The sequence below is a fragment of the Mycolicibacterium sp. P4_G11 genome, from assembly GCF_056555145.1.
Genome location: NZ_JBFUJW010000004.1, coordinates 28,374 through 53,633, shown reverse-complemented (window position 1 = coordinate 53,633; position 25,260 = coordinate 28,374). Strand labels below are relative to the sequence as shown.

Annotated in this window: 27 protein-coding genes; 12 read left to right on the top strand and 15 right to left on the bottom strand. The window is 67.1% G+C overall.

Annotated elements, in window-relative coordinates:
* Positions 1 to 27 precede the first annotated feature (27 nt).
* Entirely contained in the window at positions 28 to 693 is a 666-nt protein-coding gene (locus AC1U2B_RS09730) for a GOLPH3/VPS74 family protein (RefSeq protein WP_043395811.1), read from the top strand.
* A gap of 65 nt (positions 694 to 758) precedes the next feature.
* On the opposite strand, the gene AC1U2B_RS09725 is transcribed toward AC1U2B_RS09730, so the two are convergent.
* From AC1U2B_RS09725 to AC1U2B_RS09715, 3 genes are read right to left on the bottom strand one after another with little or no spacing between them, the layout of a single operon-like run.
* The gene (locus AC1U2B_RS09725; RefSeq protein WP_043984694.1) at positions 759 to 1,931 is read right to left on the bottom strand and encodes a cystathionine gamma-synthase; all 1,173 of its coding nucleotides are present in this window, start codon (positions 1,929 to 1,931) and stop codon (positions 759 to 761) included.
* 10 nt (positions 1,932 to 1,941) lie between these two features.
* A complete protein-coding gene (locus AC1U2B_RS09720; RefSeq protein ID WP_480216657.1) occupies positions 1,942 to 2,436 on the bottom strand; it encodes a TM2 domain-containing protein in 495 nt (164 codons plus the stop codon).
* Positions 2,437 to 2,451: 15 nt separating this feature from the next.
* On the bottom strand, positions 2,452 to 2,970 hold the full coding sequence (locus AC1U2B_RS09715; RefSeq protein ID WP_082067843.1) for a DUF4190 domain-containing protein: 519 nt from the start codon (positions 2,968 to 2,970) through the stop codon (positions 2,452 to 2,454).
* 84 nt (positions 2,971 to 3,054) lie between these two features.
* On the opposite strand from AC1U2B_RS09715, the gene AC1U2B_RS09710 reads away from it, so the two are divergent.
* A complete protein-coding gene (locus tag AC1U2B_RS09710) occupies positions 3,055 to 4,221 on the top strand; it encodes an acyl-CoA dehydrogenase family protein (RefSeq protein WP_260943259.1) in 1,167 nt (388 codons plus the stop codon).
* Here the strand turns inward: AC1U2B_RS09710 and AC1U2B_RS09705 are convergent.
* The 7 genes from AC1U2B_RS09705 to AC1U2B_RS09675 form a co-directional block, all read right to left on the bottom strand.
* Positions 4,205 to 4,699: an RDD family protein gene (locus AC1U2B_RS09705; RefSeq protein ID WP_480216656.1), complete on the bottom strand. Its 495-nt coding sequence runs from the start codon at positions 4,697 to 4,699 to the stop codon at positions 4,205 to 4,207. The two genes, AC1U2B_RS09710 and AC1U2B_RS09705, sit on opposite strands and share 17 nt — an antisense overlap.
* Positions 4,699 to 5,184 (bottom strand): Rv1078 family RDD domain-containing protein, encoded by a 486-nt coding sequence (locus AC1U2B_RS09700; RefSeq protein ID WP_480216655.1) that lies wholly within the window; start codon positions 5,182 to 5,184, stop codon positions 4,699 to 4,701. The genes AC1U2B_RS09705 and AC1U2B_RS09700 overlap by 1 nt, the downstream gene beginning before the upstream one ends.
* A 66-nt stretch (positions 5,185 to 5,250) precedes the next feature.
* Entirely contained in the window at positions 5,251 to 6,348 is a 1,098-nt protein-coding gene (locus tag AC1U2B_RS09695) for a DUF2189 domain-containing protein (protein WP_480216654.1), read from the bottom strand.
* A gap of 51 nt (positions 6,349 to 6,399) precedes the next feature.
* Positions 6,400 to 6,828 carry a DUF2752 domain-containing protein gene (locus tag AC1U2B_RS09690; protein ID WP_260943265.1) on the bottom strand — a complete coding sequence of 143 codons (429 nt, stop codon included), beginning with the start codon at positions 6,826 to 6,828 and terminating at the stop codon, positions 6,400 to 6,402.
* 12 nt (positions 6,829 to 6,840) lie between these two features.
* Positions 6,841 to 7,218: a CD225/dispanin family protein gene (locus tag AC1U2B_RS09685; protein WP_043395822.1), complete on the bottom strand. Its 378-nt coding sequence runs from the start codon at positions 7,216 to 7,218 to the stop codon at positions 6,841 to 6,843.
* An 85-nt stretch (positions 7,219 to 7,303) separates the two neighbouring features.
* Positions 7,304 to 8,698 (bottom strand): cystathionine beta-synthase, encoded by a 1,395-nt coding sequence (locus AC1U2B_RS09680; RefSeq protein WP_260972662.1) that lies wholly within the window; start codon positions 8,696 to 8,698, stop codon positions 7,304 to 7,306.
* A gap of 42 nt (positions 8,699 to 8,740) precedes the next feature.
* Positions 8,741 to 9,793, bottom strand: coding sequence for an alpha/beta hydrolase (locus AC1U2B_RS09675; RefSeq protein WP_480216653.1), 1,053 nt, complete (start codon positions 9,791 to 9,793; stop codon positions 8,741 to 8,743).
* 207 nt (positions 9,794 to 10,000) lie between these two features.
* On the opposite strand from AC1U2B_RS09675, the gene AC1U2B_RS09670 reads away from it, so the two are divergent.
* Entirely contained in the window at positions 10,001 to 10,969 is a 969-nt protein-coding gene (locus AC1U2B_RS09670) for an SGNH/GDSL hydrolase family protein (RefSeq protein ID WP_043395828.1), read from the top strand.
* Between the two features lie 50 nt (positions 10,970 to 11,019).
* Complete coding sequence (locus AC1U2B_RS09665; RefSeq protein WP_043395831.1) at positions 11,020 to 12,237, top strand: acetyl-CoA C-acetyltransferase; 1,218 nt, start codon at positions 11,020 to 11,022, stop codon at positions 12,235 to 12,237.
* Between the two features lie 238 nt (positions 12,238 to 12,475).
* On the opposite strand, the gene AC1U2B_RS09660 is transcribed toward AC1U2B_RS09665, so the two are convergent.
* Complete coding sequence (locus AC1U2B_RS09660) at positions 12,476 to 13,357, bottom strand: endonuclease domain-containing protein (protein WP_480216652.1); 882 nt, start codon at positions 13,355 to 13,357, stop codon at positions 12,476 to 12,478.
* 191 nt (positions 13,358 to 13,548) lie between these two features.
* On the opposite strand from AC1U2B_RS09660, the gene purT reads away from it, so the two are divergent.
* Entirely contained in the window at positions 13,549 to 14,748 is a 1,200-nt protein-coding gene (purT, locus tag AC1U2B_RS09655; RefSeq protein ID WP_480216651.1) for a formate-dependent phosphoribosylglycinamide formyltransferase, read from the top strand.
* Between the two features lie 66 nt (positions 14,749 to 14,814).
* Here the strand turns inward: purT and AC1U2B_RS09650 are convergent, their stop codons facing one another.
* Positions 14,815 to 15,657, bottom strand: coding sequence for a Bax inhibitor-1/YccA family protein (locus AC1U2B_RS09650; RefSeq protein WP_480216650.1), 843 nt, complete (start codon positions 15,655 to 15,657; stop codon positions 14,815 to 14,817).
* A 161-nt stretch (positions 15,658 to 15,818) separates the two neighbouring features.
* Here AC1U2B_RS09650 and AC1U2B_RS09645 point away from each other — a divergent pair, with 161 nt between their 5' ends.
* The 3 genes from AC1U2B_RS09645 to AC1U2B_RS09635 all read left to right on the top strand — a co-directional run bounded on the left by AC1U2B_RS09645 (position 15,819) and on the right by AC1U2B_RS09635 (position 19,387).
* Positions 15,819 to 16,853 carry an enoyl-CoA hydratase/isomerase family protein gene (locus AC1U2B_RS09645; protein WP_480216649.1) on the top strand — a complete coding sequence of 345 codons (1,035 nt, stop codon included), beginning with the start codon at positions 15,819 to 15,821 and terminating at the stop codon, positions 16,851 to 16,853.
* An 8-nt stretch (positions 16,854 to 16,861) separates the two neighbouring features.
* Positions 16,862 to 17,635, top strand: coding sequence for an enoyl-CoA hydratase (locus tag AC1U2B_RS09640; protein ID WP_480216648.1), 774 nt, complete (start codon positions 16,862 to 16,864; stop codon positions 17,633 to 17,635).
* Positions 17,636 to 17,701: 66 nt separating this feature from the next.
* Positions 17,702 to 19,387, top strand: coding sequence for an alpha/beta hydrolase (locus AC1U2B_RS09635; RefSeq protein WP_480216855.1), 1,686 nt, complete (start codon positions 17,702 to 17,704; stop codon positions 19,385 to 19,387).
* A 9-nt stretch (positions 19,388 to 19,396) separates the two neighbouring features.
* Here the strand turns inward: AC1U2B_RS09635 and AC1U2B_RS09630 are convergent, their stop codons facing one another.
* The gene (locus AC1U2B_RS09630; RefSeq protein ID WP_480216647.1) at positions 19,397 to 19,813 is read right to left on the bottom strand and encodes a rhodanese-like domain-containing protein; all 417 of its coding nucleotides are present in this window, start codon (positions 19,811 to 19,813) and stop codon (positions 19,397 to 19,399) included.
* The gene (locus AC1U2B_RS09625) at positions 19,813 to 20,358 is read right to left on the bottom strand and encodes a cysteine dioxygenase (protein WP_418003312.1); all 546 of its coding nucleotides are present in this window, start codon (positions 20,356 to 20,358) and stop codon (positions 19,813 to 19,815) included. Before AC1U2B_RS09625 ends, AC1U2B_RS09630 begins: the two co-directional genes overlap by 1 nt.
* Before the next feature lie 187 nt (positions 20,359 to 20,545).
* Here AC1U2B_RS09625 and AC1U2B_RS09620 point away from each other — a divergent pair, with 187 nt between their 5' ends.
* The 4 genes from AC1U2B_RS09620 to AC1U2B_RS09605 all read left to right on the top strand — a co-directional run bounded on the left by AC1U2B_RS09620 (position 20,546) and on the right by AC1U2B_RS09605 (position 24,389).
* Positions 20,546 to 20,968 carry a lipoprotein LpqV gene (locus AC1U2B_RS09620; RefSeq protein WP_480216646.1) on the top strand — a complete coding sequence of 141 codons (423 nt, stop codon included), beginning with the start codon at positions 20,546 to 20,548 and terminating at the stop codon, positions 20,966 to 20,968.
* 178 nt (positions 20,969 to 21,146) lie between these two features.
* Entirely contained in the window at positions 21,147 to 22,781 is a 1,635-nt protein-coding gene (locus tag AC1U2B_RS09615; protein ID WP_480216645.1) for an LCP family protein, read from the top strand.
* Positions 22,782 to 23,160: 379 nt separating this feature from the next.
* Entirely contained in the window at positions 23,161 to 23,376 is a 216-nt protein-coding gene (locus AC1U2B_RS09610; RefSeq protein WP_043395855.1) for a hypothetical protein, read from the top strand.
* A gap of 47 nt (positions 23,377 to 23,423) precedes the next feature.
* Entirely contained in the window at positions 23,424 to 24,389 is a 966-nt protein-coding gene (locus AC1U2B_RS09605) for a patatin-like phospholipase family protein (protein WP_480216644.1), read from the top strand.
* Here the strand turns inward: AC1U2B_RS09605 and AC1U2B_RS09600 are convergent.
* Positions 24,386 to 25,237 carry a patatin-like phospholipase family protein gene (locus AC1U2B_RS09600; protein WP_480216643.1) on the bottom strand — a complete coding sequence of 284 codons (852 nt, stop codon included), beginning with the start codon at positions 25,235 to 25,237 and terminating at the stop codon, positions 24,386 to 24,388. The two genes, AC1U2B_RS09605 and AC1U2B_RS09600, sit on opposite strands and share 4 nt — an antisense overlap.
* Positions 25,238 to 25,260: the final 23 nt, after the last annotated feature.

Below are 25,260 nucleotides of genomic sequence, written 5' to 3'. Positions count from 1 at the left end.
ACGACTGAGGCCACCGGCTGACGATCCATGGCTCAGATCGCCGAGGACCTGTATCTGCTGCTCCTGGACAACTCGTCCGCACAGCCAGGTCTTGATCAACCACGTCGGCACCGGGTGTTGTCCGGTGCCGTCCTGCTGGACCTGGCGCTGGCGTGCCGTATTCGGCCCGCCTCGCCAGGTGACGGCGCACCCGATGGACACCTGGTCGCCCTCTCGGGCGACGGGGCCGTCGACCCGGTGTCCACGCCGGCGCTGGAGTTACTGCGTCAGCGACCGCGGCGGCCTGGTGACGTGTTGTCCAAATTGCGCAAAGGCACCGAGAGCAGTCTCATCGACCAGCTGGAGCGCGCCGGGCAGCTACGCCGGCAGCCGTTGGGCGGCAACAGGTTCCGGCCGCAGTACGCGTTGCCGCTGACGGACCGGGCGCGAGTCGGCCAGGCCCGCGCGGAGCTGCTGTCGGCATTGTTCGACCGCCGACCACCCAGCCCTCCGACCGCGGCCATCGTCACACTGCTGCACACCGTGGACGGCCTGGGGTCCATGATGAGCCTCAACGACCGCGGCTGGCGGTGGGTACATGCCCGCGCCGGCGACATCGCCAGCGGCCACTGGGTCAACGAATACGAGACCGGTGTCGCCGAGGTGAACCTCGCCGTCACGGCCGCCGCGGTACGGGGCGCTCTCGTCTCCTGACGCCGAATGGCCAGTCATGACACGGCTTTTCGCAGTTTCCGTGCCACAACCAGCCAGTCGGCGGGCTAACCCAGCGCCTGCTCCAGGTCACCGATCAGGTCGGCCACATCCTCGATACCGACCGACAGCCGAACGAGGTCGCTCGGCACCTCCAGCTGCGAGCCGGCGGTCGACGCGTGCGTCATCGCGCCCGGGTGCTCGATCAGCGACTCCACCCCGCCGAGCGACTCGGCGAGGATGAAAATCTCGGTACGCGAGCACAATTCGCGTGCGGCCTGCTCGCCACCGCGCAGCCGCACCGACACCATGCCGCCGAACCCGCTCATCTGCTTGGCAGCGACCTCGTAGCCCGGATGGCTCGACAGCCCCGGGTACAGCACCGTCGTGACCGCCTTGTGGTCGTTGAGGAATTCGGCGACCCGCAAGGCGTTTTCGCAGTGCCGCTGCATGCGCAGGGGCAGCGTCTTGAGGCCGCGGTAGGTCAGGTAGGCGTCGAACGGACCCGGCACCGCACCGGCGCCGTTCTGCAGGAACGCGAACTTCGCGTCGAGTTCCTCGTCGTTGGTCACCAGCGCGCCGCCGACGACGTCCGAGTGCCCGCCGATGTACTTGGTGGTCGAGTGCAGCACGATGTCCGCCCCGAGCGACAGCGGCTGCTGCAGCGCCGGTGAGGCAAAGGTGTTGTCCACCAACACCTTCACCCCCGACGTCGCGCCGATCTGCACGATGGCCGCGATGTCGGCGATGGACAGCAGCGGGTTGGTCGGGGTCTCCACCCAGATCAGCCGGGTCTTCGACGTGATCGCCGCGCGCACCTCGTCGAGGTTCGACAGCTGCGCCGGTGTGTGCGTGATGCCCCACTGCGTGAACACCTTGTCGATCAGCCGGAAGGTGCCGCCGTAGGCGTCGTCGGGGATGACGATGTGGTCGCCCGGACGCAGCACGGCACGCAGCGCGCAGTCGGTGGCGGCCATGCCGGAGCTGAACGCGCGGCCGTAGTTCCCGCCCTCGACGGCGGCCAGCAGCGTCTCCAGCGCCGACCGGGTCGGGTTGCCGGTGCGGGCGTACTCGAACCCACCGCGCAGCCCGCCGACGCCGTCCTGCGCGAACGTCGAACTGGCGTAGATCGGGGTGTTGACGGCACCGGTCTGCGGGTCCGGCCGGAACCCGGCATGAATGGCCCGGGTCGACGGCCCGTAGGCGCGGTAGTGGTCTGCCTGGCTGCGCTGCTCACTCACAGGCGCCAGCCTAGTCGCGCAGCTTGCGACCTTGGGTGTCGGGAACGTTCCCCATCAGGATCATGACGCCGTCGATGAGGGGCCAGATGGCACCGATGCCGCAGGTGACGAGCGAGACGACGAGCTGCAGCACACCGATGGTCGTGTAGCCGAGATAAAATCGCCCGACGCCGAAGCCGCCCAACAGGATCTGCAGCAGGCCGGCCGTCACCTTGGACTTGTCCGACAGGGGCAGCCCCGTCATGGGGTCACGGCCGAACGGTGCGGAGGGGTCCACCGCGTACTGCGGCCCATAGCCGTAGCCCGGCTGCTGGTATCCCGGCTGCGCGTATCCCCCCTGCAGCGGGTATCCGGGCGGCGGGTAACCCGGTTGTGGCGGATAGCCCGGCTGCTGCGGGTAACCCGGGTATTCGGGCTGGCCGAACTGCGGCTCGCCCGGTTGCTGCTGACCGGAACTGTCGCCGGGCTCGTATGCATTCGACGTCGGCTCGTATGGATTCGACATTGCTTGACTTCCCGTCTAGTAGGTGGTGGTGCCGCTGCTGCCCACGATGAACGCGATCAGGCCGAAGTAGAAGATGGCGATCAACGCGAAGATCGCCAAACCGATGTAGCCGATGATCAAGCCGGCCAGAGCCATGCTGTCGCCGTCCTCACCGCTCTGCTTGATCTGCGACTTGGCGAGGTGCCCGAAGATCACCCCGAGGATCGAGGTGGCCGCGCACGTCGCCAGGCCCAGTAGCGAACAGACCAACGACGCGATGGCCAGCCCGTTGGTCTTCGGCGGCTGCGCGTACCCGAACGGCATCATCCCGGGCATCGGCGGCATGCCCGGGTAGCCCTGGGCCACAGGCGGATACGGCGCGACCGGCGGCGGGTAGCCCGGGCCCGGGTACCCGGGAACCGGCGGCGGAAATGCTTCGGGCGCCGGTGTCGGCGGGTAGAGCTCCGCGCCATAGGCCGGGAGCGGCGGCATGCCGTAAGCCGGGGTCGAAGCCTCCGGCTCGCCCGCGCCCTGGTTCTGTTCGTGCTCTGTCATCGTCCACCCCGTCTGTCCCTGAGCGACCAGCGTAGCCGGGGCGGGCACTCGCCTTACGCCGAACTCCCGGTGTAGAACTGCACCATGACAGCCTCGATCGACAACCTGCTCGGCACTGACGACCTGCTGAGCGCCGAGGACATCGAATTGCGCACCATGGTGCGCCAGTTCGGCGAACAGCGGCTGCGTCCGTTCATCGCCGAGTGGTTCGAGAACGGTTCGGTGCCGGTGCGGGAGATCGCCACCGAGGTGGGCAAGCTGGGCCTGCTCGGCATGCACCTCACCGGGTACGGCTGCAGCGGTTCGACGGCGACGGCGTACGGGCTGGTGTGTCAGGAACTGGAAGCGGTCGACAGCGGCATCCGTTCGCTGGTGTCGGTGCAGGGTTCGCTCGCCATGTTCGCGATTCACCACTGGGGCAGCGAAGAGCAACGTGAGCAGTGGCTGCCAGGGATGGCTGCGGGTGATCTGATCGGCTGTTTCGGTCTCACCGAGCCCGACTTCGGTTCCAACCCCGGTGGCATGCGCACCACCGCCCGCCGGGACGGCGACGACTGGGTGCTCAACGGGTCGAAGATGTGGATCACCAATGCCTCGGTCGCCGATGTCGCGGTCGTGTGGGCCCGCGCCGAGGAGGGCGTGCTGGGGTTCGCGGTGCCCACGGACACACCGGGTTTCAGCGCCCGCGAGATGACGCGCAAGATGTCGCTGCGGGCCTCGGTCACCTCGGAATTCAGCCTCGATGACGTGCGGCTGCCCGAGTCCGCGCGGCTGCCCGGCGCCCGCGGTCTGGCCGGACCGCTGAGCTGCCTGTCGGAGGCGCGGTTCGGCATCGTGTTCGGCGCGGTGGGTGCGGCCCGCGACTGCCTGCAGGCGACGCTGGACTACGTCGGCACCCGCACGGTGTTCGACAAGACGCTCGCGGAATACCAACTGACGCAGGCCAAGATCGCGGACATGGCCGTCGAACTGGGCAAGGCGCAGCTGCTCGCGCTGCAGCTCGGCCGGCTCAAGGACGCCGGGAAGATTCAGCCCGAGCAGATCAGCGTGGGCAAGCTGAACAACGTCCGCGAGGCCATCAAGATCGCCCGGCAGTGCCGAACCCTGTTGGGCGCCAATGGCATCACTCTGGAGTACCCGGTGATCCGGCACGCCAACAATCTGGAGTCGGTACTGACCTACGAGGGCACGTCCGAGGTGCACCAGTTGGTGATCGGGCAGGCGTTGACGGGAGTCAGTGCGTTCCGCTGACCGGAGTGCGCTTGCGCGGCGGTGTCACGCAGACCGTCCCCATGACCATGTCGGCGAAGGTCCGCCGGTGCGCGTCCCACAGCGGCCAGAGATAGCCGACGATCGAGAGGTCGGTCAGGTGCACGGCCTGCCGCAGCAGCGACCGCGTGAAACCGATTGGCGCCCCTGAGGTTTGGCCGACCACTCGGCAGCGCAGGGCGGTCTTGCCGAGGCTGGCGCCGGTGCGGCCCTGGCGGTAGCCGAAGTTCCAGACCAGATACCCCACCATGAGCACCCAGGTCGTGACCAGGCTGACGTAGCCCAGCGTCGAGTAGCCGTCGCCGCATTGCGCGCCGCCGTCGAATGCGGAGGTGTCGGTGTCGCACACCCGGTCTCGGGTGAGCCAGACCAGCGCCGCGCCGGCCGCGGTGAGGACCAGCAGCGGCAGCAGATCGATGACGGTGGCGGCGGCGCGGCGCCACCACGGGGCATACGTCATCAACGGGTCGGCACGCAGACGGTCGACATGATCTTGTCCGCCAGCGTCTGCCGCTTGGCGTCCCACAGCGGGAACAGGTACCCGGCGTAAACCGGGACGGCGTCGACGACGTGGGCCAGCTGCCGCAGCACCGACCGACCGAAACCGACAGGCTCCCCCGTCTTTTCGTCGATCACCTGGAAATGCAGGACCCGCTTACCCAGGCTGGAGCCCGTGGTGCCTTGCAAGTAGCCGTGATTCCACACCATGAACAGCACCGCCACGATGACGCCGGCCAGCCAGATCAGCACGCCGGCGACCGAGTTCCCGGTGGCGCAGAATGGGCCGATGCTGTAATCCGCCTGATCGGCAAGGCATTTCGTCACCCGCTGGGATCGCTCGATCAGCCCGCCGACGATGATGACGAACAGCGGGGGGACCCGGTCGATCAGGCTGGCCACCACGCGGGCCCACCAGGGTGTGTAGTTCAAGTTGTCCTGTCTCATCTGCTGCCGTCATACCTGTTCGGGGGCCGCGACCAACCGGCCACGTCCCCCGAACAGGTCACAGCGTTACTGCGTCAGCGGGGCAACCTGACCACCGCTGAGGCGACGGTAGGTGTACACCAGCATCAGCGAGGCGACCGGACCCGCGACCAGAATGCCGACACCGCAGGCGAACGCGCCTGCGAAGACGATCAACCCTGCCACCAGCCAGACCAGGATCACCTGTCCGACATTGGCTTTCACGATCTCGATACTGGCCTTCAGCGAGTCGATCGGGGACAGATTGCGATCGACCAGAATCGGGTGCGCGAACATCGCGAACAGTGCGACGACCAAACCGGGGAGCACGCACAACGCGTAACCGATGCCCACGAGCACGCCCACGATGAGCGTCAGCAGGATCATCGGGCCGATGTAGCGCGGCTTGAAGAACGACCCGATGGTGGTCGGCTGTCCGTCGGCGATGCCCAGCAGGCCGACGTAGTTGGCCGACGAGATCGCCGCTGCGACAACCAGCAGCACGAGGTAACCGAGCACCAGGATGGCGATGCTGGCGGGCCCGAGTGAGGTGATGTTGTACGAGTAGCTGAATCCGGCGTCGTCCGCCGAGTAGCTCGAGACCGAGGTCTCAGCCAGGCCCAGAGCACTGAATTGCACGATGCCGGCGATCACAGCGACGACGAGGGTGTAGATCAACGTCGACACGATCAGCGGCGCCGGGTTCTTGGTGAACTTGTTCCACGCCCACGCCAGTGCGTCGCCAACGCTGAACGGAGCCACACCGCCCGGCGCGCCGTACTGATACCCGGCCGGCGGGTAGGCCCCCGGAGGCGGCGGAGCGAAGCCACCCTGGGGCGGCGGGGGCGGCGGGTAGGCACCGCCCGGAGGTGGCGGCGGCGCGTATCCACCTTGCTGCGGTGGGAAACCACCCTGCGGCGGCGGGAAGCCTCCGCCGGGAGGCGGCGGGTAACCGCCTTGCGGGGGCGGCGGGTAACCACCCTGCGGCGGTGGCGGGAATCCTCCGCCTTGCGGCGGCTGCGGAATGTACTCCGTCGGAGCGCCTCCTGGAGGCGGCGGCGGGAAACCACCCGGCGGTGGCTGCGGAATGTACTCCGTCGGCTGATTCGCGTCCGGCGGCGTGCCTTCCGTCGGTTGGTCCGTCATCTTTCGTCCCTCCGAGCGATGTGGATGTGGCGTTTCTAGTTACAACGTGAACTACACGTACAACGAAATGAACGGCGCTATCGGCACATTCCGAATAACAAACCAAATGCACATTACCGTCAAAACAGCCGGAGCGGCCCAACGTCGATGCTGCCAACTGGTGATTCGTCGGCCCACGACACGGCCATAGGTCCATGCGCCATAGGCCCAGATGAGCAGTACCAAGGCGATCAGACCGACCGCGTTGAAGTGCAGCGCAGCCGAAAAGTCGCCGTGCATCAGCGAATACAGCATTCGCATGCTGCCGCAGCCAGGGCAATCGATGCCCAATAACGCCTTGGTGGGGCAGACCGGAATCGGGCCACCCGGCACCGTCGGGTCGCTCAGCCACACCGCGCAGCACACGACGCCGGCGGCTGCCGCAACACCGAGCGGCCCAAGGAGCGGACTAACCGCCTTGGGCCGCTGCAGGTGTTGCATCGTCGGACCTGACTAGCCCGGGTACGACGTCGAGAACGAGAACGCGCCGAGCACGACGACGAAGACGATGTAGAGCACGGCCACCACGGCACCGGCGATGGCGCCCCACATGGCCCACTTCTTGGCCTCGTCGGCGGCGGCCTGCGCCAGGTCAGGCCGGCCCTGCTGCCACAGTCCGGAGACCTGCGTCGCCTTGACGATCGACACGATGCCGAACGGCAAGCAGCAGAAGATGGTGACGAGGATGCCCCACACCAGGTTGTTGTCCGGCGGGCCGCCTGCAGCGGGATATCCACCAGCCGGCGGGTAACCGCCCGGCGGAGGCGGCGGGAAATTCCCCGGAGGGGGCGGCGGGAAATTCCCGGGCGGCGGTGGCGGGTACTCGGTCATTGCGGCCTTTCCAAAGGTGAATTAGCGAGAAGCGAGCATCTCGCCCTAACGGAGAAGATAAGTCAATCTCTCCTGCTTACGCGGCTTATTTACGCGAGCCGCCCTGCGACAGGAAGCCGAGCAGATCGTGCCGGGTCAGCACACCGACGGGCTTACCGTCGTCGACGACCATGACGGCGTCGACCTCGCGCAGTTCCTTGGCCGCCGCGGACGCCAGCTCGCCGGCACCGATCAGCGGCAGCGGCGGGCCCATGTGCTGCGCCACCGCGTCGGCCAACTTCGCCCGGCCTTCGAAAACCGCTGAGAGCAGCTCACGTTCGGACACGCTGCCCGCCACTTCACCGGCCATCACGGGCGGCTCGGCACCGACCACCGGCATCTGCGAGACGCCGTACTCGCGCAGGATGCCGATGGCGTCGCGCACCGTCTCCGACGGGTGGGTGTGCACCAGGTCCGGCAGCGCACCGGACTTGCCGCGCAGCACGTCGCCGACGGTGTGTTCCTCCGGTGTGCCGTCCAGCCGGCTCCGCAGGAAGCCGTACGACGACATCCACTCGTCGTTGAAAACCTTTGACAGATAGCCTCTTCCGCCATCCGGCAGCAGCACGACGACGACCGCGTCGGGACCCTCGCGCTCGGCGACCTTGATCGCGGCGACCGCGGCCATGCCGCACGAGCCACCGACCAGCAGGGCCTCTTCACGCGCCAGGCGCCGGGTCATCTCGAACGAATCGGCGTCGGACACGGCAATGATCTCGTCGGGAATGCTCGGGTCGTAGGCCGACGGCCAGAAGTCCTCACCGACGCCCTCGACGAGGTACGGCCGGCCGGTGCCACCGGAGTACACCGAGCCCTCGGGGTCGACGCCGACCACCTTCACCCGGCCACCCGAGACCTCTTTGAGGTAGCGGCCCGTGCCCGTGATGGTGCCGCCGGTGCCGACGCCCGCCACGAAATGCGTGACCTTGCCGTCGGTGTCAGCCCAGATCTCCGGGCCGGTGGTCTCATAGTGGCTGGCCGGACCGTTCGGGTTCGAGTACTGGTCGGGCTTCCAGGCACCGTCGATCTCGGTGACGAGGCGGTTGGAGACGCTGTAGTAGCTGTCCGGATGGTCGGGGGCCACGGCCGTCGGGCAGACGACGACGTCGGCGCCGTACGCGCGCAGCACGTTCTGCTTGTCCTCGCTGACCTTGTCGGGGCAGACGAAGATGCACTTGTAACCGCGCTGCTGCGCGACGATGGCGAGCCCGACGCCCGTGTTACCGGAAGTGGGTTCGACGATGGTGCCGCCCGGCTTCAGCAGTCCCGCCTCTTCGGCGGCGTCGATCATCTTGACCGCGATGCGGTCCTTGGCGCTGCCGCCGGGGTTGAGGTACTCGATCTTGGCTGCCACCACCCCGGAGCCAGCTGGGACAACCGAGTTCAGTTGGACCAGAGGCGTATTGCCGATGAGCTCACTGATGTGCCGGGCGATGCGCATGGGTACATGTTGTCAGGCCGCACCCGGGTTGCGCATACCGGATTACCAGGTTGCCTCGCGGATGTACTCACCGATCTGCTTCAGCGAGCGGTCGGCTTCCTTGACCAGCGGGGCAGCGAGTTGGAACACGTGCATCTGACCCGGCCAGACGTGCACCTCGACCGGCACACCACTGGCGGCCAGCATGTGGGCGGCCTTGCGGGCGTCGTTGAGCAGCACCTCGGAACCGGAGACGTGGATCAGGGTGCGCGGCAGCCCGGGCTCGATGTGGTCGAGCGGCTCGTACACCTCTTCCGGCCGGCCGTCGACGATGTGGCGCGACGCGGCGTCCTCGATGAGTTCGACCAGCGCGTCGAAGGCGTGCGCCGGGAACATCGCGTCGGACTTCATGTTCGGGTGCTGGGCCCGGCTCTCGTTGTCGATCTCGAACAGCGGCGACATGGTCGCCACCGCGGCCGGCAGCTCGCCGTCCTCCTGCAGCTTCTCGGCCAGCGCCAGCGACAGGTAGCCGCCGGCCGAATCCCCGGCCAAGACGATCTGATCCGGCTCGTAGCCCTTCAGCCGCAGCCAGCGGTAGGCGTCGTAGCAGTCCTCGATGGCCTCGCCGATCGAATGCTTGGGGATCATCCGGTAGTCGACGACCAGGACGGGGGCGTCGGCGTACTTCGACAGCGCGCCCACCACGCGGGCGTGGGTATGCACGCCGCAGGTCAGGAACGCCCCGCCGTGCATGTAGAGGATGACGCTGCGCCGGCCGTCGGCCGGCAGCACGCCCTTGGCGCGGACCAGTTGCGCCGTACAGTTCGGCAAACCGATCGTGGCGCGGATGGTACCCGGCTCGGGCCTCATGACGCGGGCGACGAAGTCGACCATTCCCCATGGCCAGGGGGCCTTCGGAACGTAGCTGCCGATGGTCAGAGTTGACTTGATGGCGAGGGTTGCGGCCACTGACATCAGGCGTCCGGCAAGGCTCGGACCGTCCTCGATGATCTCTACCGGCGCGCCGTCGCTGACCGGGTAGCGGCGTGGTTTCCGCCCCTTAACAGCACTTATGCCAACACTATGGGTCCTGACGACCCTACTCGGTGCGGTCATCGCCACCACTCCTACGCCTTTGTAGTTCCCGGTGTACTTCGTTACCTACGTCACTTGTTAGACAACCCGCGTAACTTAGCTTGCCACTGGTACATAGATCAACAATCGAAGTGCTCGAATTGATGCCCTAGTCGATATATTTACGTAACCGCGCCACCCGGGGTTCATCGACCTGCGAATCTGCGCAACGCACCTAAACTGAACGCCGTGGGCACACGTGCACCTCGCCGAACGACTATCGCGCTGGCGGCAGCAGCCACCATTGCCTCGACGGGCTCGTTCTACGTCGGGGCGCGAAACCTGTTGACCGGGCAGGCCGCCAAGGCCCGCCGAGTGATACCCAAGTCGTGGGACGTCCCGCCCAGGGCTGACGGCGTTTACGGCCCCGGTGGCGGACCCGTCGAAAAATGGCAGCGCGGGGTGCCTTTCGACCTGCATTTGATGGTCTTCGGCGACTCCACTGCCACGGGATACGGCTGCCACAGCGCCGACGAAGTGCCCGGCGTACTGCTGGCCCGCGGGCTGGCGCAGCAATCCGGCAAGCGAATCCGGCTGTCCACCAAGGCCATTGTGGGCGCGACCTCCAAGGGCCTGTCGGGCCAGATCGATGCCATGTTCGTCGCGGGCCCACCGCCGGACGCCGCGGTCATCATGATCGGCGCCAACGACATCACCGCCGTCAACGGCATCTGGCAGTCGGCCCACCGGCTGGGCAACGCCGTGCAGCGCCTGCACGCCAGCGGCGCGGTCGTCGTCGTCGGCACCTGCCCGGACTTCGGCGCCATCGCCGCCATCCCGCAACCACTGCGCTTCGTCACCCGCAATCGTGGCCTGCGGTTGGCCCGGGCCCAGGCCGGCCAGGTCCGCACCTTCGGCGGCGTGCCGGTGCCGTTCTCCGACCTGCTGTCGCCCGATTTCCTCAAGGCACCCGAGGTGCTCTTCTCCTCGGACATGTTCCATCCGTCGGCCGCCGGGTACTCGCTGGCCGCCCAGCAGCTGCTCCCCGCCTTGTGTGAAGCGTTGGGCGAGTGGACAACTGACTCGCCGCCGACATCGGCGCTGGTCTCCAGGACCTCCGACGAGACCAACGCGCTGGCGCGGTTGACAAACGTGTCGCGTCTGTGGCGGCGCACGACAGGCGTACCCGCGCCGATCGTCGCTCCTGTGACGGGATAAATTCCAGGGAAAGCAATACCTTTCCTTTTGATCCACTAGGAGCTCCCGTCATGCCCGAAGCCGTCATCGTCTCCACCGCCCGCTCCCCCATCGGCCGTGCCGTCAAGGGGTCGCTGGCCACCATGCGGCCCGACGACCTCGCCGCGCAGATGGTCCGCGCCGCACTGGACAAGGTCCCCGCGCTGGACCCGCGCGACGTCGCCGACCTGATGATCGGTTGCGGACAGCCCGGTGGCGAGGCCGCCTACAACCTCGGCCGCGCCGTGGCCGTCGAGCTCGGCTACGACTTCATGCCGGGCACCACCGTCAACCGCTACTGCTCGTCGTCGCTGCAGACCACCCGCATGGCGTTCCACGCCATCAAGGCCGGCGAGGGTGACGTGTTCATCTCGGCCGGTGTCGAGACCGTGTCGCGCTTCGGCGTCGGCGCCGCCGACGGTGCCCCGAACAGCAAGAACTCGCTGTTCGACGAGGCCCAGGCCCGCACCCTCAAGCAGGCCGAAGGCGCCACCGAGTGGCACGACCCGCGCGCGGACGGCGTCCTCCCGGACGTCTACATCGCCATGGGCCAGACCGCCGAGAACGTCGTCCTGCACACCGGCATCAGCCGCGAGGACCAGGACCACTGGGGCGTCCGGTCGCAGAACAAGGCGGAAGAGGCCATCAACGCCGGCTTCTTCGAGCGCGAGATCGTGCCGGTCACCCTGCCCGACGGCACCATCGTCTCCAAGGATGACGGCCCGCGCGCCGGCACCACCTACGAGAAGATCAGCCAGCTGAACCCGGTGTTCCGCCCGAACGGCACCATCACCGCCGGTAACGCGTGCCCGCTGAACGACGGCGCCGCCGCCCTGGTGATCATGAGCGACGAGAAGGCCAAGGCCCTCGGCCTGACCCCGCTGGCGCGCATCGTCTCGACCGGTGTGTCGGGTCTGTCCCCGGAGATCATGGGCCTGGGCCCGATCGAGGCCGTCAAGCAGGCCCTCGGCCGCGCCAACATGAACATCGGCGACGTCGACCTGTACGAGATCAACGAGGCCTTCGCAGTGCAGGTCCTGGGCTCGGCCCGCGCCCTCGGCATGGACGAGGACCGCCTGAACGTCTCCGGTGGCGCCATCGCCCTCGGCCACCCGTTCGGCATGACCGGCGCCCGCATCACCGCGACGCTGATCAACAACCTGCAGACCCACGACAAGCAGTTCGGCATCGAGACCATGTGTGTCGGTGGCGGCCAGGGTATGGCCATGATCATCGAGCGGCTCAGCTAGTTTCGTCTCTTCGAGGGCCCCGCGCTTCGGTGCGGGGCCCTCGTTTTGCGTTGACCCTCAAACCATGGCGCAAAAGTTCAAGTAGCGAACGCCCAGGGTTCCGGATCAACGTGCTTCTCGGCCGCCACGCCGTCGACTCGGAAACCATGGCGCATTTGTTCGAGTGACATGCGCCCAGAGTTCCGGGTCAACGTGTTTCTGAGCGGCAGTGGTGTTCAGTCGGAAACGTTGCCGCAATTCACGTCGTCCGCCCTGGCAGAAATGCCGCCGGATTCCGGCGGTACTGCGCCCTTGCCCAAGCCCGATTGACCCACGCGACGATCTCCGCGCGGCGATGTCCCGCGGCCACCCTGACCACCGTCCACCCCGCCGTGGCGATGTATTCGCTTCGCACGATGTCGTAGCCGATCTGGGAAGCGTGCTGCTCTCCGTCGTACTCGACGGCCAGCATCAGTTCCTCCCAACCCATGTCGAGGAAATACTTGGGACGGCCATCTGGACCGGGCACCGGAATCTGGGTCTGCGGTTTCGGGAATCCCTCCGAGATGAGTAACAGTCGAAGCCAGGTTTCCTTCGGCGACTGTGCACCGGGGTCATAGAGGTCCAGCGCACGCTCCAGTTGACGCAAACCCCGCGCGTGCGGGTGCGCCGCCGCCATCTCGAGCACCGGTTCAACCTTGAGTCCGGTGGCAGAACCCAGCGCATCGAGTCGGGCTACCGCATCGGTCAACCGGCCTCGTCTGCCGAGATCGAATGCTGTGCGTTCATGTGTGGTCACGAACATGACGCCGGCGTCCTGGCTCTCGCCGGGAAGAAGCAGATCATCGCGGGCGAGGACGCTCTTCGGTGGTTTGGAGGTGGCATAGATGAGCTCGATCGGCACGTCGTCGGGCACCCATTTCGCGCCGTGCAGTGCGGCTGCAGCACTTCCAGCGATGACGGCCTCACGCCCAGACCACAACCACGCCGCCTTCGCGCGCTGCAGCGTCGACGGGTCAATTCGCTTGTCCACGTAGATGTTCGGCAGTATCGCCCGGTAATAGCGACGGAGCTCAAAGCGGGTGAGCGACTTGGCCGCGAGCGCCTCGCTGCCGATGAATGGGTCCGAATCTGTTTTCATGCCGCCACGGTCGGTCAGTGGGCCGACAAGACTGGGCGCGAATCCGCGTCGAGCGCCATGGAGTGTGGATCAATCGCGAACTGTGGATGACTCACGTCGACCCGGAAACCTTGGCGCATTTGTTCGAGTGACATGCGCCCACGATTCCGGGTCAACGCAAATCGGGCCGCACCCCCTAGACTCAGCCCCCGATGATCACCATCGGAACCCCTCTGTCGCCCAGCGCGACCAAGGTCATGCTGCTCGGCTCCGGCGAACTCGGTCGCGAAGTGCTTATCGCGTTGCAGCGCTTGGGCGTCGAGACCATTGCCGTCGACCGCTACCCGAACGCACCGGGACATCAGGTCGCGCATCACGCACGCACCATCTCGATGACCGACCCCGACCAGCTCAAGGCGCTGGTCGAGGCCGAGAAGCCGGACCTCGTGGTGCCGGAGATCGAGGCCATCGCGACGCCGGCGCTGCAGGAACTCGAGGACGCCGGTGTGGTGCGGGTGATCCCGACGGCTCGCGCCGCCCGCCTGACGATGGACCGCGAGGGCATCCGCCGGCTGGCCGCCGAGGAGCTCGGGGTACCGACCAGTCCCTACAAGTTCTGCGACTCGCTGGAAGAGCTCCAGTCCGCCATCGATGGCGGCATCGACTACCCGTGCGTGGTCAAGCCCGTGATGAGCAGCTCGGGCAAGGGCCAGAGCAAGCTCGACGGACCGGACGACGTCGCGAAGGCCTGGGACTACGCGATGGGCGGGGCGCGCGTCACCAACACCCGGATCATCGTCGAGGGCTTCGTCGACTTCGACTACGAGATCACGCTGTTGACCGTCCGCGCTCAAGCCGAGGGCCAGGTCGAGACCCAGTTCTGCGAACCGATCGGGCACCGTCAGGTCGCCGGCGATTACGTGGAGAGCTGGCAGCCGCACCCGATGTCGGCCACCGCCTTGGCCAACGCCCAGCAGATCGCGCACAAGGTCACCGAAAACCTCGGCGGGCAGGGCGTTTTCGGTGTCGAGCTGTTCGTCAAGGGCGACCAGGTGTGGTTCAGCGAAGTCAGCCCGCGGCCGCACGACACCGGCATGACGACGATGATCACGCAGTGGCAGAACGAGTTCGAGCTCCACGCCCGCGCCATCCTCGGCCTGCCGGTGGACACCTCACTGAAGACGCCAGGGGCCAGCGCGGTGATCTACGGCGGTGTCGAGGCCGAGGGCATCGTCTTCGACGGCGTCGATCACGCGCTGCAGGTGCCGGGCACCGATATTCGCCTGTTCGGCAAGCCGGAGAGTTTCCGGACTCGCCGGATGGGAGTGGCCTTGGCCCGCGCCGCGGATGTCGACACCGCACGGCGCAACGCTGCCGAAGCCGCGAGCAGGGTCACGCCGCGCGTGGTCTGACCGACAGCACCGTGACACGAAGAAGGGGCGCCCGCCGAAGCGGACGCCCCTTCTCTGTCAACGGAGCTAGTCGTTGTTGAAGTAACTCAGCAGTCGCAGGATTTCCACGTACAGCCAGACCAGGGTGACGGTCAGGCCGAGCGCGACGCCCCATGCCGCCTTCTCCGGCGCGCCGGCGCGGATCATCTGGTCCGCCGCGTCGAAGTCGAGCAGGAAGCTGAACGCCGCCAGCGCGATGCAGACCAGCGAGAAGATGATCGCGATGGTGCCGCCGCTGCGCAGGCCCATGCCGGCGCCGCCGTTGAAGAAGCCGATGACCATGTTGCCGAGCATCAGCGCGAGGACGCCGAACATGCCGGCCACGATCATGCGGGTGAACTTCGGGGTGACGCGGATGGCGCCGGTCTTGTAGACGACGAGCATGCCGAAGAACACACCGAAGGTGCCGAGGATCGCCTGGCCGATCAGGGCGCCGGCGTTGGCGCCGGACACCGCGAAGTTGGCCATGATGAACGAGAAGGCACCGAGGAACATGCCTTCGAGCACCGCGTAGGTGAGCACGATGCCCGGGTTGTCCTGCTTACGGCCGAACGTGGCGATGAGGACCATCACCAGGCCGCCCAGGGCACCGATCATGGCGATGGGCCCGGCCAGCGCCAGGTTCGACATGATCACGAAGTACGAAACGACCGCGCTGACCGTCAGCACCGCCAGCGTGATGCCGGTCTTGGTGACGACGTCATCGATGGTCAGCGGGCGGGCGAAACCAGCCTGCTGCTGCGGGTACTCGGTGTACGGCTGGGCCATGGTCTGCTGGGCACCATATGCGGCTGCGCCACTACCGAATTGCGCGTATCCGCCCTGCGACTTGGGCAGGGAACGAAATATCGGGTTGCTGCTCTCGCGCACCGTCGGGTTCCTCTCCTGAAGCTGTGGTCCGTCTGCTGACGAACACCCACACAACGTACGACTTCGGGTGTTGGTTCCCGGCGAGACGGAGAAACTGGGAACTTACTGTGAAACGGTACCTGGTCGACGTAGCCGACGCGCAACGATCTAGATTGCTTACCGTGGCGGAAAACGAGGATATCCTAGTAAATGTCGAGAACGGCGTCGGCGTCGTCACGCTGAACCGTCCGAAGGCCATCAATTCGCTCAACCATGTGATGGTCACGGGCCTCGCCGACGCGCTCACCGCGTGGGAGCACGACGACAGCGTGCGCGCGGTCCTGCTGACCGGCGCCGGCGAGCGCGGCCTGTGCGCGGGCGGCGACGTCATCGCGCTCTACCACAGCGCCAAGGCCGGCGACGACAACGCCAGGACCTTCTGGCACGACGAATATCTCCTCAACGCCCACATCGGCCGCTACCCCAAGCCGTACGTCTCACTGATGGACGGCATCGTGATGGGCGGCGGCGTCGGCGTCGGCGCGCACGGCAACATCCGCGTCGTCACCGAGAAGACCAAGCTCGGCATGCCCGAGGTCGGCATCGGCTTCATCCCCGACGTCGGCGGCACCTACCTGCTGTCGCGGGCACCCGGCCTGATCGGCCTGCACGCCGCACTGACTGGTGCCCCGTTCTCCGGCGCGGACGCCATCGCCCTGGGATTCGCCGACCATTTCGTCTCGCAGGCCGACCTCGCCGCTTTCCGGGACCTGGTCATCAGCGATGGACCCGACGCGGCCCTGGCGAAGCACGCCATCGAGCCGCCGGCCAGTGAGCTACTGGCACAACAGCATTGGATCGACGAGTGCTACGCCGCGAACACCGTCGCGGAGATTCTGGAGAACCTGCGCGGCCATGAGGCCGCCGAAGCCAACGCCGCGGCCGACCTGATCGCCACCCGGTCCCCCATCGCGCTGACTGTCACACTGGAGGCCGTGCGCCGCGCCGCCAAGCTGCCGACCCTCGAGGACGTCCTCACCCAGGAATTCCGGGTCTCGATGGCGTCGCACAAGTCCCACGATTTCGTGGAGGGCATCCGTGCCCAGCTCGTCGACAAGGACCGCAACCCGCAGTGGTCCCCGGCTAATCTGTCGGACTGCACCACCGCCGACGTCGACGCCTACTTCGTCTCCGCCGACCCCGACCTGACCTTCTAGGAGCCCTGATGACGTTCGAAACCATCCTGGTCACCCGCGACGACCGCGTCGCGACCATCACCCTGAACCGGCCCAAGGCCCTCAACGCGCTCAACAGCCAGGTGATGGCCGAAGTCACCACGGCCGCAGCCGAACTCGACGCCGACCCGGGCATCGGCGCCATCATCATCACCGGCAGCGAGAAGGCCTTCGCCGCGGGCGCCGACATCAAGGAGATGGCGAGCCTCACGTTTGCCGACGTGTTCTCGCAGGACTTCTTCGCACTGTGGAACAAGTTCGCCGCGACCCGCACCCCCACCATCGCGGCCGTCGCCGGCTACGCGCTCGGTGGCGGTTGTGAGCTGGCCATGATGTGCGACCTGCTGATCGCCGCCGACACCGCCAAATTCGGCCAGCCCGAGATCAAGCTGGGCGTGCTGCCCGGTATGGGCGGCAGCCAGCGCCTGACCCGCGCCGTCGGCAAGGCCAAGGCGATGGACCTGATCCTCACCGGCCGCAACATGGACGCCGAGGAGGCCGAGCGCTGCGGCCTGGTGTCGCGCGTGGTCCCCGCCGACACGCTGCTCGATGAGGCCAACGCCGTCGCCAAAACCATTGCCGGCATGTCCCTTTCGGCGTCGCGGATGGCCAAGGAGGCCGTCAACCGCGCCTTCGAGAGCACCCTCGTCGAGGGTCTGCTGTACGAGCGTCGGCTGTTCCACTCGGCCTTCGCCACCGACGACCAGACCGAGGGCATGGCGGCCTTCACCGAGAAGCGCGCACCGAACTTCACGCATCGGTAAAGTCGAGCGGTGGCCGACACTGCTCAAGACTCTGATCCTGCCGACGACGACGGCACCGCAGTAGCGGTGGCCGACCCGTCGGGCGAGGAGTCGCTAGCGGCGAAACTGGAAGAGCCGCCGTCGGATTGGTGGGTTCGCCGCTACACGTTCTTCGGCACCGCGGTGGGCCTGATGTTCATCTGGCTGTCGATGACTCCGTCGTTGTTGCCGCGCGGCCCGCTGTTCCAGGGCATCGTCAGCGGTGCCGCCGGCGCGTGCGGCTACGGCTTCGGAGTCCTCGGCGTCTGGCTGGTGCGCTACATGCGGTCGAAGGACAGCAGCCCCAAGGCTCCTCGCTGGGCCTGGCTGACCCTGATCGGGATCGGCACCATCGGCCAGGTGCTCGCGATCATCTGGTTCCACGTCTGGCAGGACGACGTCCGGGACATGATGGGCGTGCCGCGCATGGGCTTCTGGGATCACCCGCTCACGGCAGTGCTGTCGGTCGTCTTCCTGTTCGCGTTCGTCGAATTCGGACAGTTGGTGCGCAAGCTCGTGCTGTTCCTGGTGCGCCAGCTGGAACGTGTTGCGCCGCCGCGGGTGTCGGGTGTGGTCGCCGTCGTCTTGGTCGTCAGCCTGTTCATCGCGATCCTCAATGGCGTCGTGGTCCGCTTCGCCATGTCGACGATCAACAACATCTTCGAGAACGCCAACAACGACACCGACAACCCGGCACCCACCAGCACGCTGCGCTCCGGCGGCCCGCAGTCGCTGGCCAGCTGGGACTCCCTGGGCCATCAGGGCCGGGTGTTCGTCAAGGGCGGACCGACCGTCGACGAGCTGTCGAAATTCAACGGCACCAAAGCAATTGAGCCGATTCGTGCGTACGCCGGCCTGCACTCGGCAGAAGGCATCCGTGCCACGGCTCGACTGGCCGCCGACGAACTCAAACGCACCGGTGGACTGAACCGCAAGGTGATCGCGGTCGCGACGACGACAGGTACCGGCTGGATCAACGCGGCCGAGGCGTCAGCGCTGGAGTACATGTACAACGGCGACACCGCGATCGTGTCCATGCAGTACTCGTTCCTGCCCAGCTGGATCTCGTTCCTGGTGGACAAGGAGAACGCCCGTCAGGCCGGCCAGGAGCTGTTCGAGGCGGTTGACGAGATGGTCCGCGAACTGCCCGAAGGCAAACGGCCCAAGCTCGTGGTGTTCGGCGAGAGTCTCGGCTCGTTCGGCGGCGAGGCACCGTTCCTGTCGCTCAACAATCTCATCGCCCGAACCGACGGCGCCCTGTTCTCGGGACCGACGTTCCAGAACACGATCTGGACCGATCTGACCGCCCGGCGCGACGCCGGCTCCCCCGAGAAGCTGCCCATCTACGACAAGGGCGAGTACGTCCGGTTTGTCTCGCAGCCAACGGATTTGGACCGTCCGAACACTGCGTGGCACCACCCACGGGTGGTGTACCTGCAGCACCCGTCCGATCCGATCTCCTGGTTCAATCCGGATCTGTTGTTCCACATGCCGGATTGGTTGCGCGAACCCCGCGGCCGCGATGTGTCGCCACGGATGGAGTGGATTCCGGTGGTGACCTTCCTGCAGGTCTCGGCTGATATGGCGGTGGCCGTCGAGGTGCCGGACGGGCACGGTCACGTGTTCATCCGCGACGTCGCCAACGCCTGGGCGGCCATCCTGCAACCGCCGGGATGGACACCGGAGAAGACCGAACAGCTGCGCCCCTTGCTGGCGCGCGGCTACTCGAGCTGAACCGACCCGCTACACCCAAGCGCCGGCGCGCAGCAGCACCGACGCGGCCGTCCCGCCCAGCAGTCCTTCGGCGACCAGCGCCCGGTACCCACCGATGACGTCGGTGGCCCGGTAGAGCCCCAGGTCCTGCAGCGCCGCGGCGGCCAGGCTCGAGGTGTAACCCTGCGAGCACAGCACGACCCACTCGACGTCGTCGCCGGTGGCCTGCGGCAGGCGGGCATCGCTGGTCGGGTCGCAGCGCCATTCCAGGACGTTGCGCTCAACCACGAGTGCGCCGGGGAACTCGCCCTCGACGGCGCGCTGCGCCGCCGGCCTGATGTCCACGAGCACGGCGCCCCGATTCAGCGCGGCCGGGATTTCGGCGGCCGACAGCCGGACCAACCGCTCCCGGGCGGCGTCCAGCAGCGCGTCGACTTTGCTGGGCATCAGTCCCCCTCGGGTTTGTCGGTGAGTTCGGTGTAGACGCGACGCAGCTTGTTGCTCTCGGAGACGTCGTAGTACGACATGGCGGTCAGCGGCGGCGAATAGGCGTGCACGCTCAAGGTGGGATGCGATACCGTCGCCGGCTCATCGGCGGCGCGCACCACGTCGTGGACCCAGCCCAGTGGGAACGCCGCCTGGTCACCGGCCTCCAACGTGCGTTGGCGCAGCCCGCGACCGTCCCACCGGGTCTCCTCCAGCGCACCCGACACCACGGTCAACGCACCCAGCGATCCGCCGTGGTCGTGCAGTTCGGTGCTGCGCGCGGGGACCCAGCTGATCAACCAGAGATCGAGTTCGTCGTCGCCGTACAACCGGCGGTACCAACGTTCTTCGAGTGGCAGGCCATCGGCGGGCAACAGCCGGTCGTAGCGGCCACTGAGCACATCGTCTGCGCAGCGGTCAGTGGCGTGCAGCAGGTCGGGTAGGCGCAATCGGGTCGGCGCGACGAGGGCAGGACCAGATACAGAAAAATCGGTCAGGACGGACATGACGGAACTCCAATGCAGAAACGAACGGTGGGCTATCAGCCCTCATGAGGCCGGGCTCAAGCCCGACAACACGTCGCGTTCTGCACGTTCTGCACTGCCATGTTCCCCATCGTGACGATCCCGTGGCGAGTGGGAAAGGGTTAGCGTCAGGGTGATCCTGAATGCGCGACGACCTAGATTGGCTCTCATGCTGACCATCAGCCGAGCAACGCTGCTCACCGCCACCGCCTTGACCGTGCTGACGGGCTGCGGTCCGGACAAGCAGGCGGGTCCTGCTCAGACGCCCGCCGCCGAGCTGCCCACGCAGTCGCACGAACACCCGGCCCCCGGCGGGGTCGCTGTCTCCCCCGGCGGTGTGACGACCGCCGTCGACGTCCCGTCGGCGGCCACGGAGTCCGAATTCGGCCAGGCCTGCCACGCCGCGAAACTGTGGATGGACGCCCAGCGAGCCGACCCGACGACGCTGGTCGAGCCGTACCTGAGCATCCTGCAACGGCCGGAAACACGTGATCCCGGTAACTTCAACACCCCCTGGGCCGAGCTCACAGCAGCCCAACAGGCCGGCGTGATCATGGCCGCGACCAGCGCATCCAAGGGCGAATGCGGCTGATCCCCGGCGTTCTCTGAGGATTCGCTGAGTCAGGGGCGTTGCCCTAAAATCGGTGGTGCTGCCGTCCGGTCAATGAAGACGCAACCACGCGGGCCGCGGTGATGCCGACTTTCCGACCGCCGGATCCGACCGGCGGCCCACACGTACCCGCGAGGCCCATCGACATGACCAGCACGCCGTGGGGTCGCATCTGAGCACCCCCGATTTCCAGCGCAGCGATTCCGCCCGCCACCGTCTTCCAGCCCGGCACCGCCGGAGCCGGCTGCAAAGCCTGCTCAGCGCCCGCGTGGGCTGGGACACCGTCGGCCGCGTGGCGCTCGCGCTGGTGACGGTCGTGGCCGTGGCGGCGACCGGTCTGGGTTGGTGGACGGTGCGCGGCGCGCTGCACGGCATCACGGTCAGCGACGCACTCGGAGCGGACGCGCCGAAGTCCACCGGCGGGGCGATGAACATCCTGCTGATCGGCCTGGACTCCCGCAAAGACCAGCAGGGCAACGACCTGCCGCAGGCGCTGCTCGACAAGCTGCACGCCGGCGATTCCGACAACGGCGGCTACAACACCAACACGCTGATCCTGGCGCACATCACCGCCGACAACCATGTCGTCGCGTTCTCGATTCCGCGAGACGACTACGTACGGGTCACCGGCATCCCCGGGTACGACCACATCAAGATCAAAGAGGCGTACGGCCTGACCAAGGCCAACGCCATGCAGCACCTGATGGACAAGGGCGTCACCGACCAGGCCGAGCTGGAGCGCAAGAGCCGCGAGGCCGGCCGCGCCGCGACACTGGCCGCGGTCCGCAACCTGACCGGTGCGCCCATCGACTACTTCGCCGAGGTGAACCTCGCCGGCTTCTACGACATCGCCGAGAGCCTCGGCGATGTCGAGATCTGCCTGAACCACCCGGTGTACGACGACTACTCCGGCGCCGATTTCCCGGCCGGCCGGCAGACCCTCGACGCCTCGCAGGTCGTCGCCTTCGTCCGGCAGCGGCACGGCCTCGACAACGGCGACCTGGACCGGACCCACCGCCAGCAGGCGTTCCTGATCTCGGTGATGCACCAACTGCAGCAGGACGGGTCGTTCAGCGACCTCGGCAAGCTGAACCAGCTGATCGGCGTCGCACAGAAGGACGTCGTGCTGTCGGCCGGGTGGGGCCAGGAGCAGTTCAAGCGCATGGGCGAGATCGCCGGCGGCGCGAACGTCCAGTACCGGACGCTGCCCGTCGTGCGTTACGACAACATCGATGGCCAGGACGTCAACATCGTCGACCCGATGGCCGTCAAGACCGAGGTCGCCAAGGCCTTCGGCCTCAAGCCGCCGCCGGGAGCGACGACGTCGACGCCGACCACGTCGACCGAGCCGTCCACGCTGGACAAGGCCTCGGACAGCACCGGCACCACGTCGAAGAACGCCAAGACCGCGATCATCGACGTCATCAACGGTTCGGACGTAATGGGCCTGGGCCGGCAGATGTCGGAGATCCTGGGCGATCTCGAATACTCCATGGGCCAGACCAGGAGCTCGCAGGACGGCGAGCTGAGCTCGACGGCCGTCGACTTCGGCACCGGAGCCGACGCCGAGGCCAAGCACCTGGCAGAACTGCTCGGCATCGACGCGGTCCGTGCCGACCCGGCAGTGCCCGCGGGTCGCATCCACGTCACGCTGGGTCCGGGTTACCAGGTGCCCGACACCCTGGACAGCGTCTCCATGGCCGCGGCCAAGTCGTCCAACTACGACACCACGTTGCCGACGCCGGAATCCGGCCCGCCCGTGCGGGCCAACGGCGGCATCCCCTGCGTCAACTGACGCGCGCCAGCGGCGGCCGCGAACCTACGCACCTGCTCAACCGAACTTTTGCGACCTCAGTTCAGACTCAACGTCGCAACATCGATTTCGCGATCTGGCCGCACGCTCGCGATGTCATCCATCGCACGTCGCTCCGCGAATTAATTAGCTTAGTTCAACGAATTAATTTTGCCGCCTCTTACGGCGCGAAATCGGACCCGAACGCCATTCCCAGAACACAAAGCACAACTAATAAATTTGCCCGTCGACCAGGCAAAACATCGCGAAACCAATGAGATCAGCTAACGAATGCGACGTATTTCCCAACTACTGGTCAGTAATTGTGCTTCGACTCACACAATGGTGCACACTATGGGGTGTCTCACTCATAGTCGAAGGGATGAGCCCGATGGTTGCTCGTCAGCACGTACCGGTCGCACGGGCGCACAGTGGCGCAGTCAACGGGCGCCGGATGCTCTTCATGGGCACCCTGCTGCTGCTCATCGCGGTCGCATCCGTCAGCGGCATCGTCTTCGCCATGAGCAGCGGACAGCCGCAGGTGGCCCTGATCATCGGCCTGATCTCCGCGGCGTTCTTCTCGCGCATCCGCTGCTGACGCCGCCTCGCCTCACCTCAGCCTGATCCGCACGCCAAGATAGGGCCATGCGGGTCGCACTGGTCCTCGGCAGCGGTGGCGCACGGGGTTACGCACACATCGGAGTCATCGACGCGCTTCGCGAGCGCGGATACGACATCGTCGGCATCTCCGGTTCGTCCATGGGCGCACTCGTCGGCGCCCTGCAAGCCGCCGACAAACTCGACGAATTCACCGCGTGGGCCAGCGCCCTCACCCAGAGCGCGGTACTCCGCCTGCTCGATCCGTCCCTCACCGCCGCCGGGGTGCTGCGGGCCGAGAAGATTCTGGCCACCGTCCGCGAGATCATCGGCCCGCGGACCATCGAGAGCCTGCCGATCCCCTTCACCGCCGTCGCAACCGACCTGATCGCCGGAAAGTCGGTCTGGCTGCAGCGCGGCCCCATCGATGCGGCCATCCGCGCCTCCATCGCCATCCCCGGCGTCATCGCCCCGTATCTGCTCGATGGCCGGTTGCTGGCCGACGGCGGCATCCTGGACCCACTGCCCATGGCGCCGCTCGCGGCCGTCAACGCCGACCTGACCATCGCGGTCAGCCTCAACGCCAGCGACCCCAGTCACCCGGCAGAGTCCCCCAGTGCCACCGCCGAACTGTTGAGCCGGATGCGACGCAGCACAACGTCACTGATCGACCGGGCCGCGGCGAGCACGCTGCTCGACGGCCCCACCGCACGATCGGTGCTGAGCCGCTTCAGCAATGCGGTCGACGGCATCGACAACCCCGCCGAGGCCGACGCCGAGGCCGAGGACTCCGCCGTGCCGCGGCTCGGCGGGTTCGAGGTGATGAACCGCACCATCGAAATCTCGCAAGCCGCGTTGATGCGGCACACCCTGGCGGCGTACCCACCTGATCTGCTGATCGAGGTCCCGCGCACGGTGTGCCGCAGCCTGGAGTTCTATCGCGCCGATGAGGTCATCGACATCGGGCACGAATTGGCCAGCGCCGCACTCGATTCCCTCGATCTCGGCAACTAGGCCAGGAACGCGGCGACCTCAGCCGCGACCCGGCGGCCCTGCGCCCGGCCGGCCTGCGCCGACGGAATGCGGCAGGCCGGATCCAGCGGATCGAGACCGAAGGCGGCGAGGGACTCGTCGTCGGCGTAGATGGCGCAGGCGCTGCCCGCGAAACTCTTGACGTCGGCGCCGGGGCCCGCGCCGAACGGTGACGGCGAGTCTGACGGAGCCGGGACGAGGACGACGGCGGTGTCACAGTCCTTGACCGCGATCATGTTGACGCTGCTGCCCATGCCGCCATCCATGTACCGGCGGCCGCCGATGGTCACGATCGGCCAGGCCGCCGGCACCGCGCAACTGGCCTCGACCGCATCGACCAGGGACACTCCCGACTCGCGGGTGAACACCACCAACTCGCCGGTGTCGATGTCGACGCCGGTGATGCGCAGGTCGTGGTCGGGCCACTCGTGCGACGGCAGCCGGCGCTCGATGACGTCGCGGCGCACGGCCGGGCTGACGGTGTCCGCGTCGGCCGCGGCAGCCCCGAGGCGCTGCAACTGCTGGGCGCGGGCGCCGTTGCCGGTGGACATCGCCTCGACGAACACGGTCAAGACGACTTCGATGTTGATACCGGGGCTGATCTCCGCCGACTCTGCGGCGACCTGGCGTTCGAACAGCTCGCCGATGCTCAGCGCACTGCCCAGCTGAGCGCCGACCGCCGAGCCTGCCGATGTGCCCAACACCACATCCGCATTCCGCACCGCTGCCGCGATCTCGGGCGCTTCGTCGGCGATTCCCTGCAGGATGCCGGTCTCCCATGCGATGCCGGCGATGCCGCCACCAGCCAAAACGAGTGCACGTTTAGTCATTAGTTCATCTAACATGATCCGGC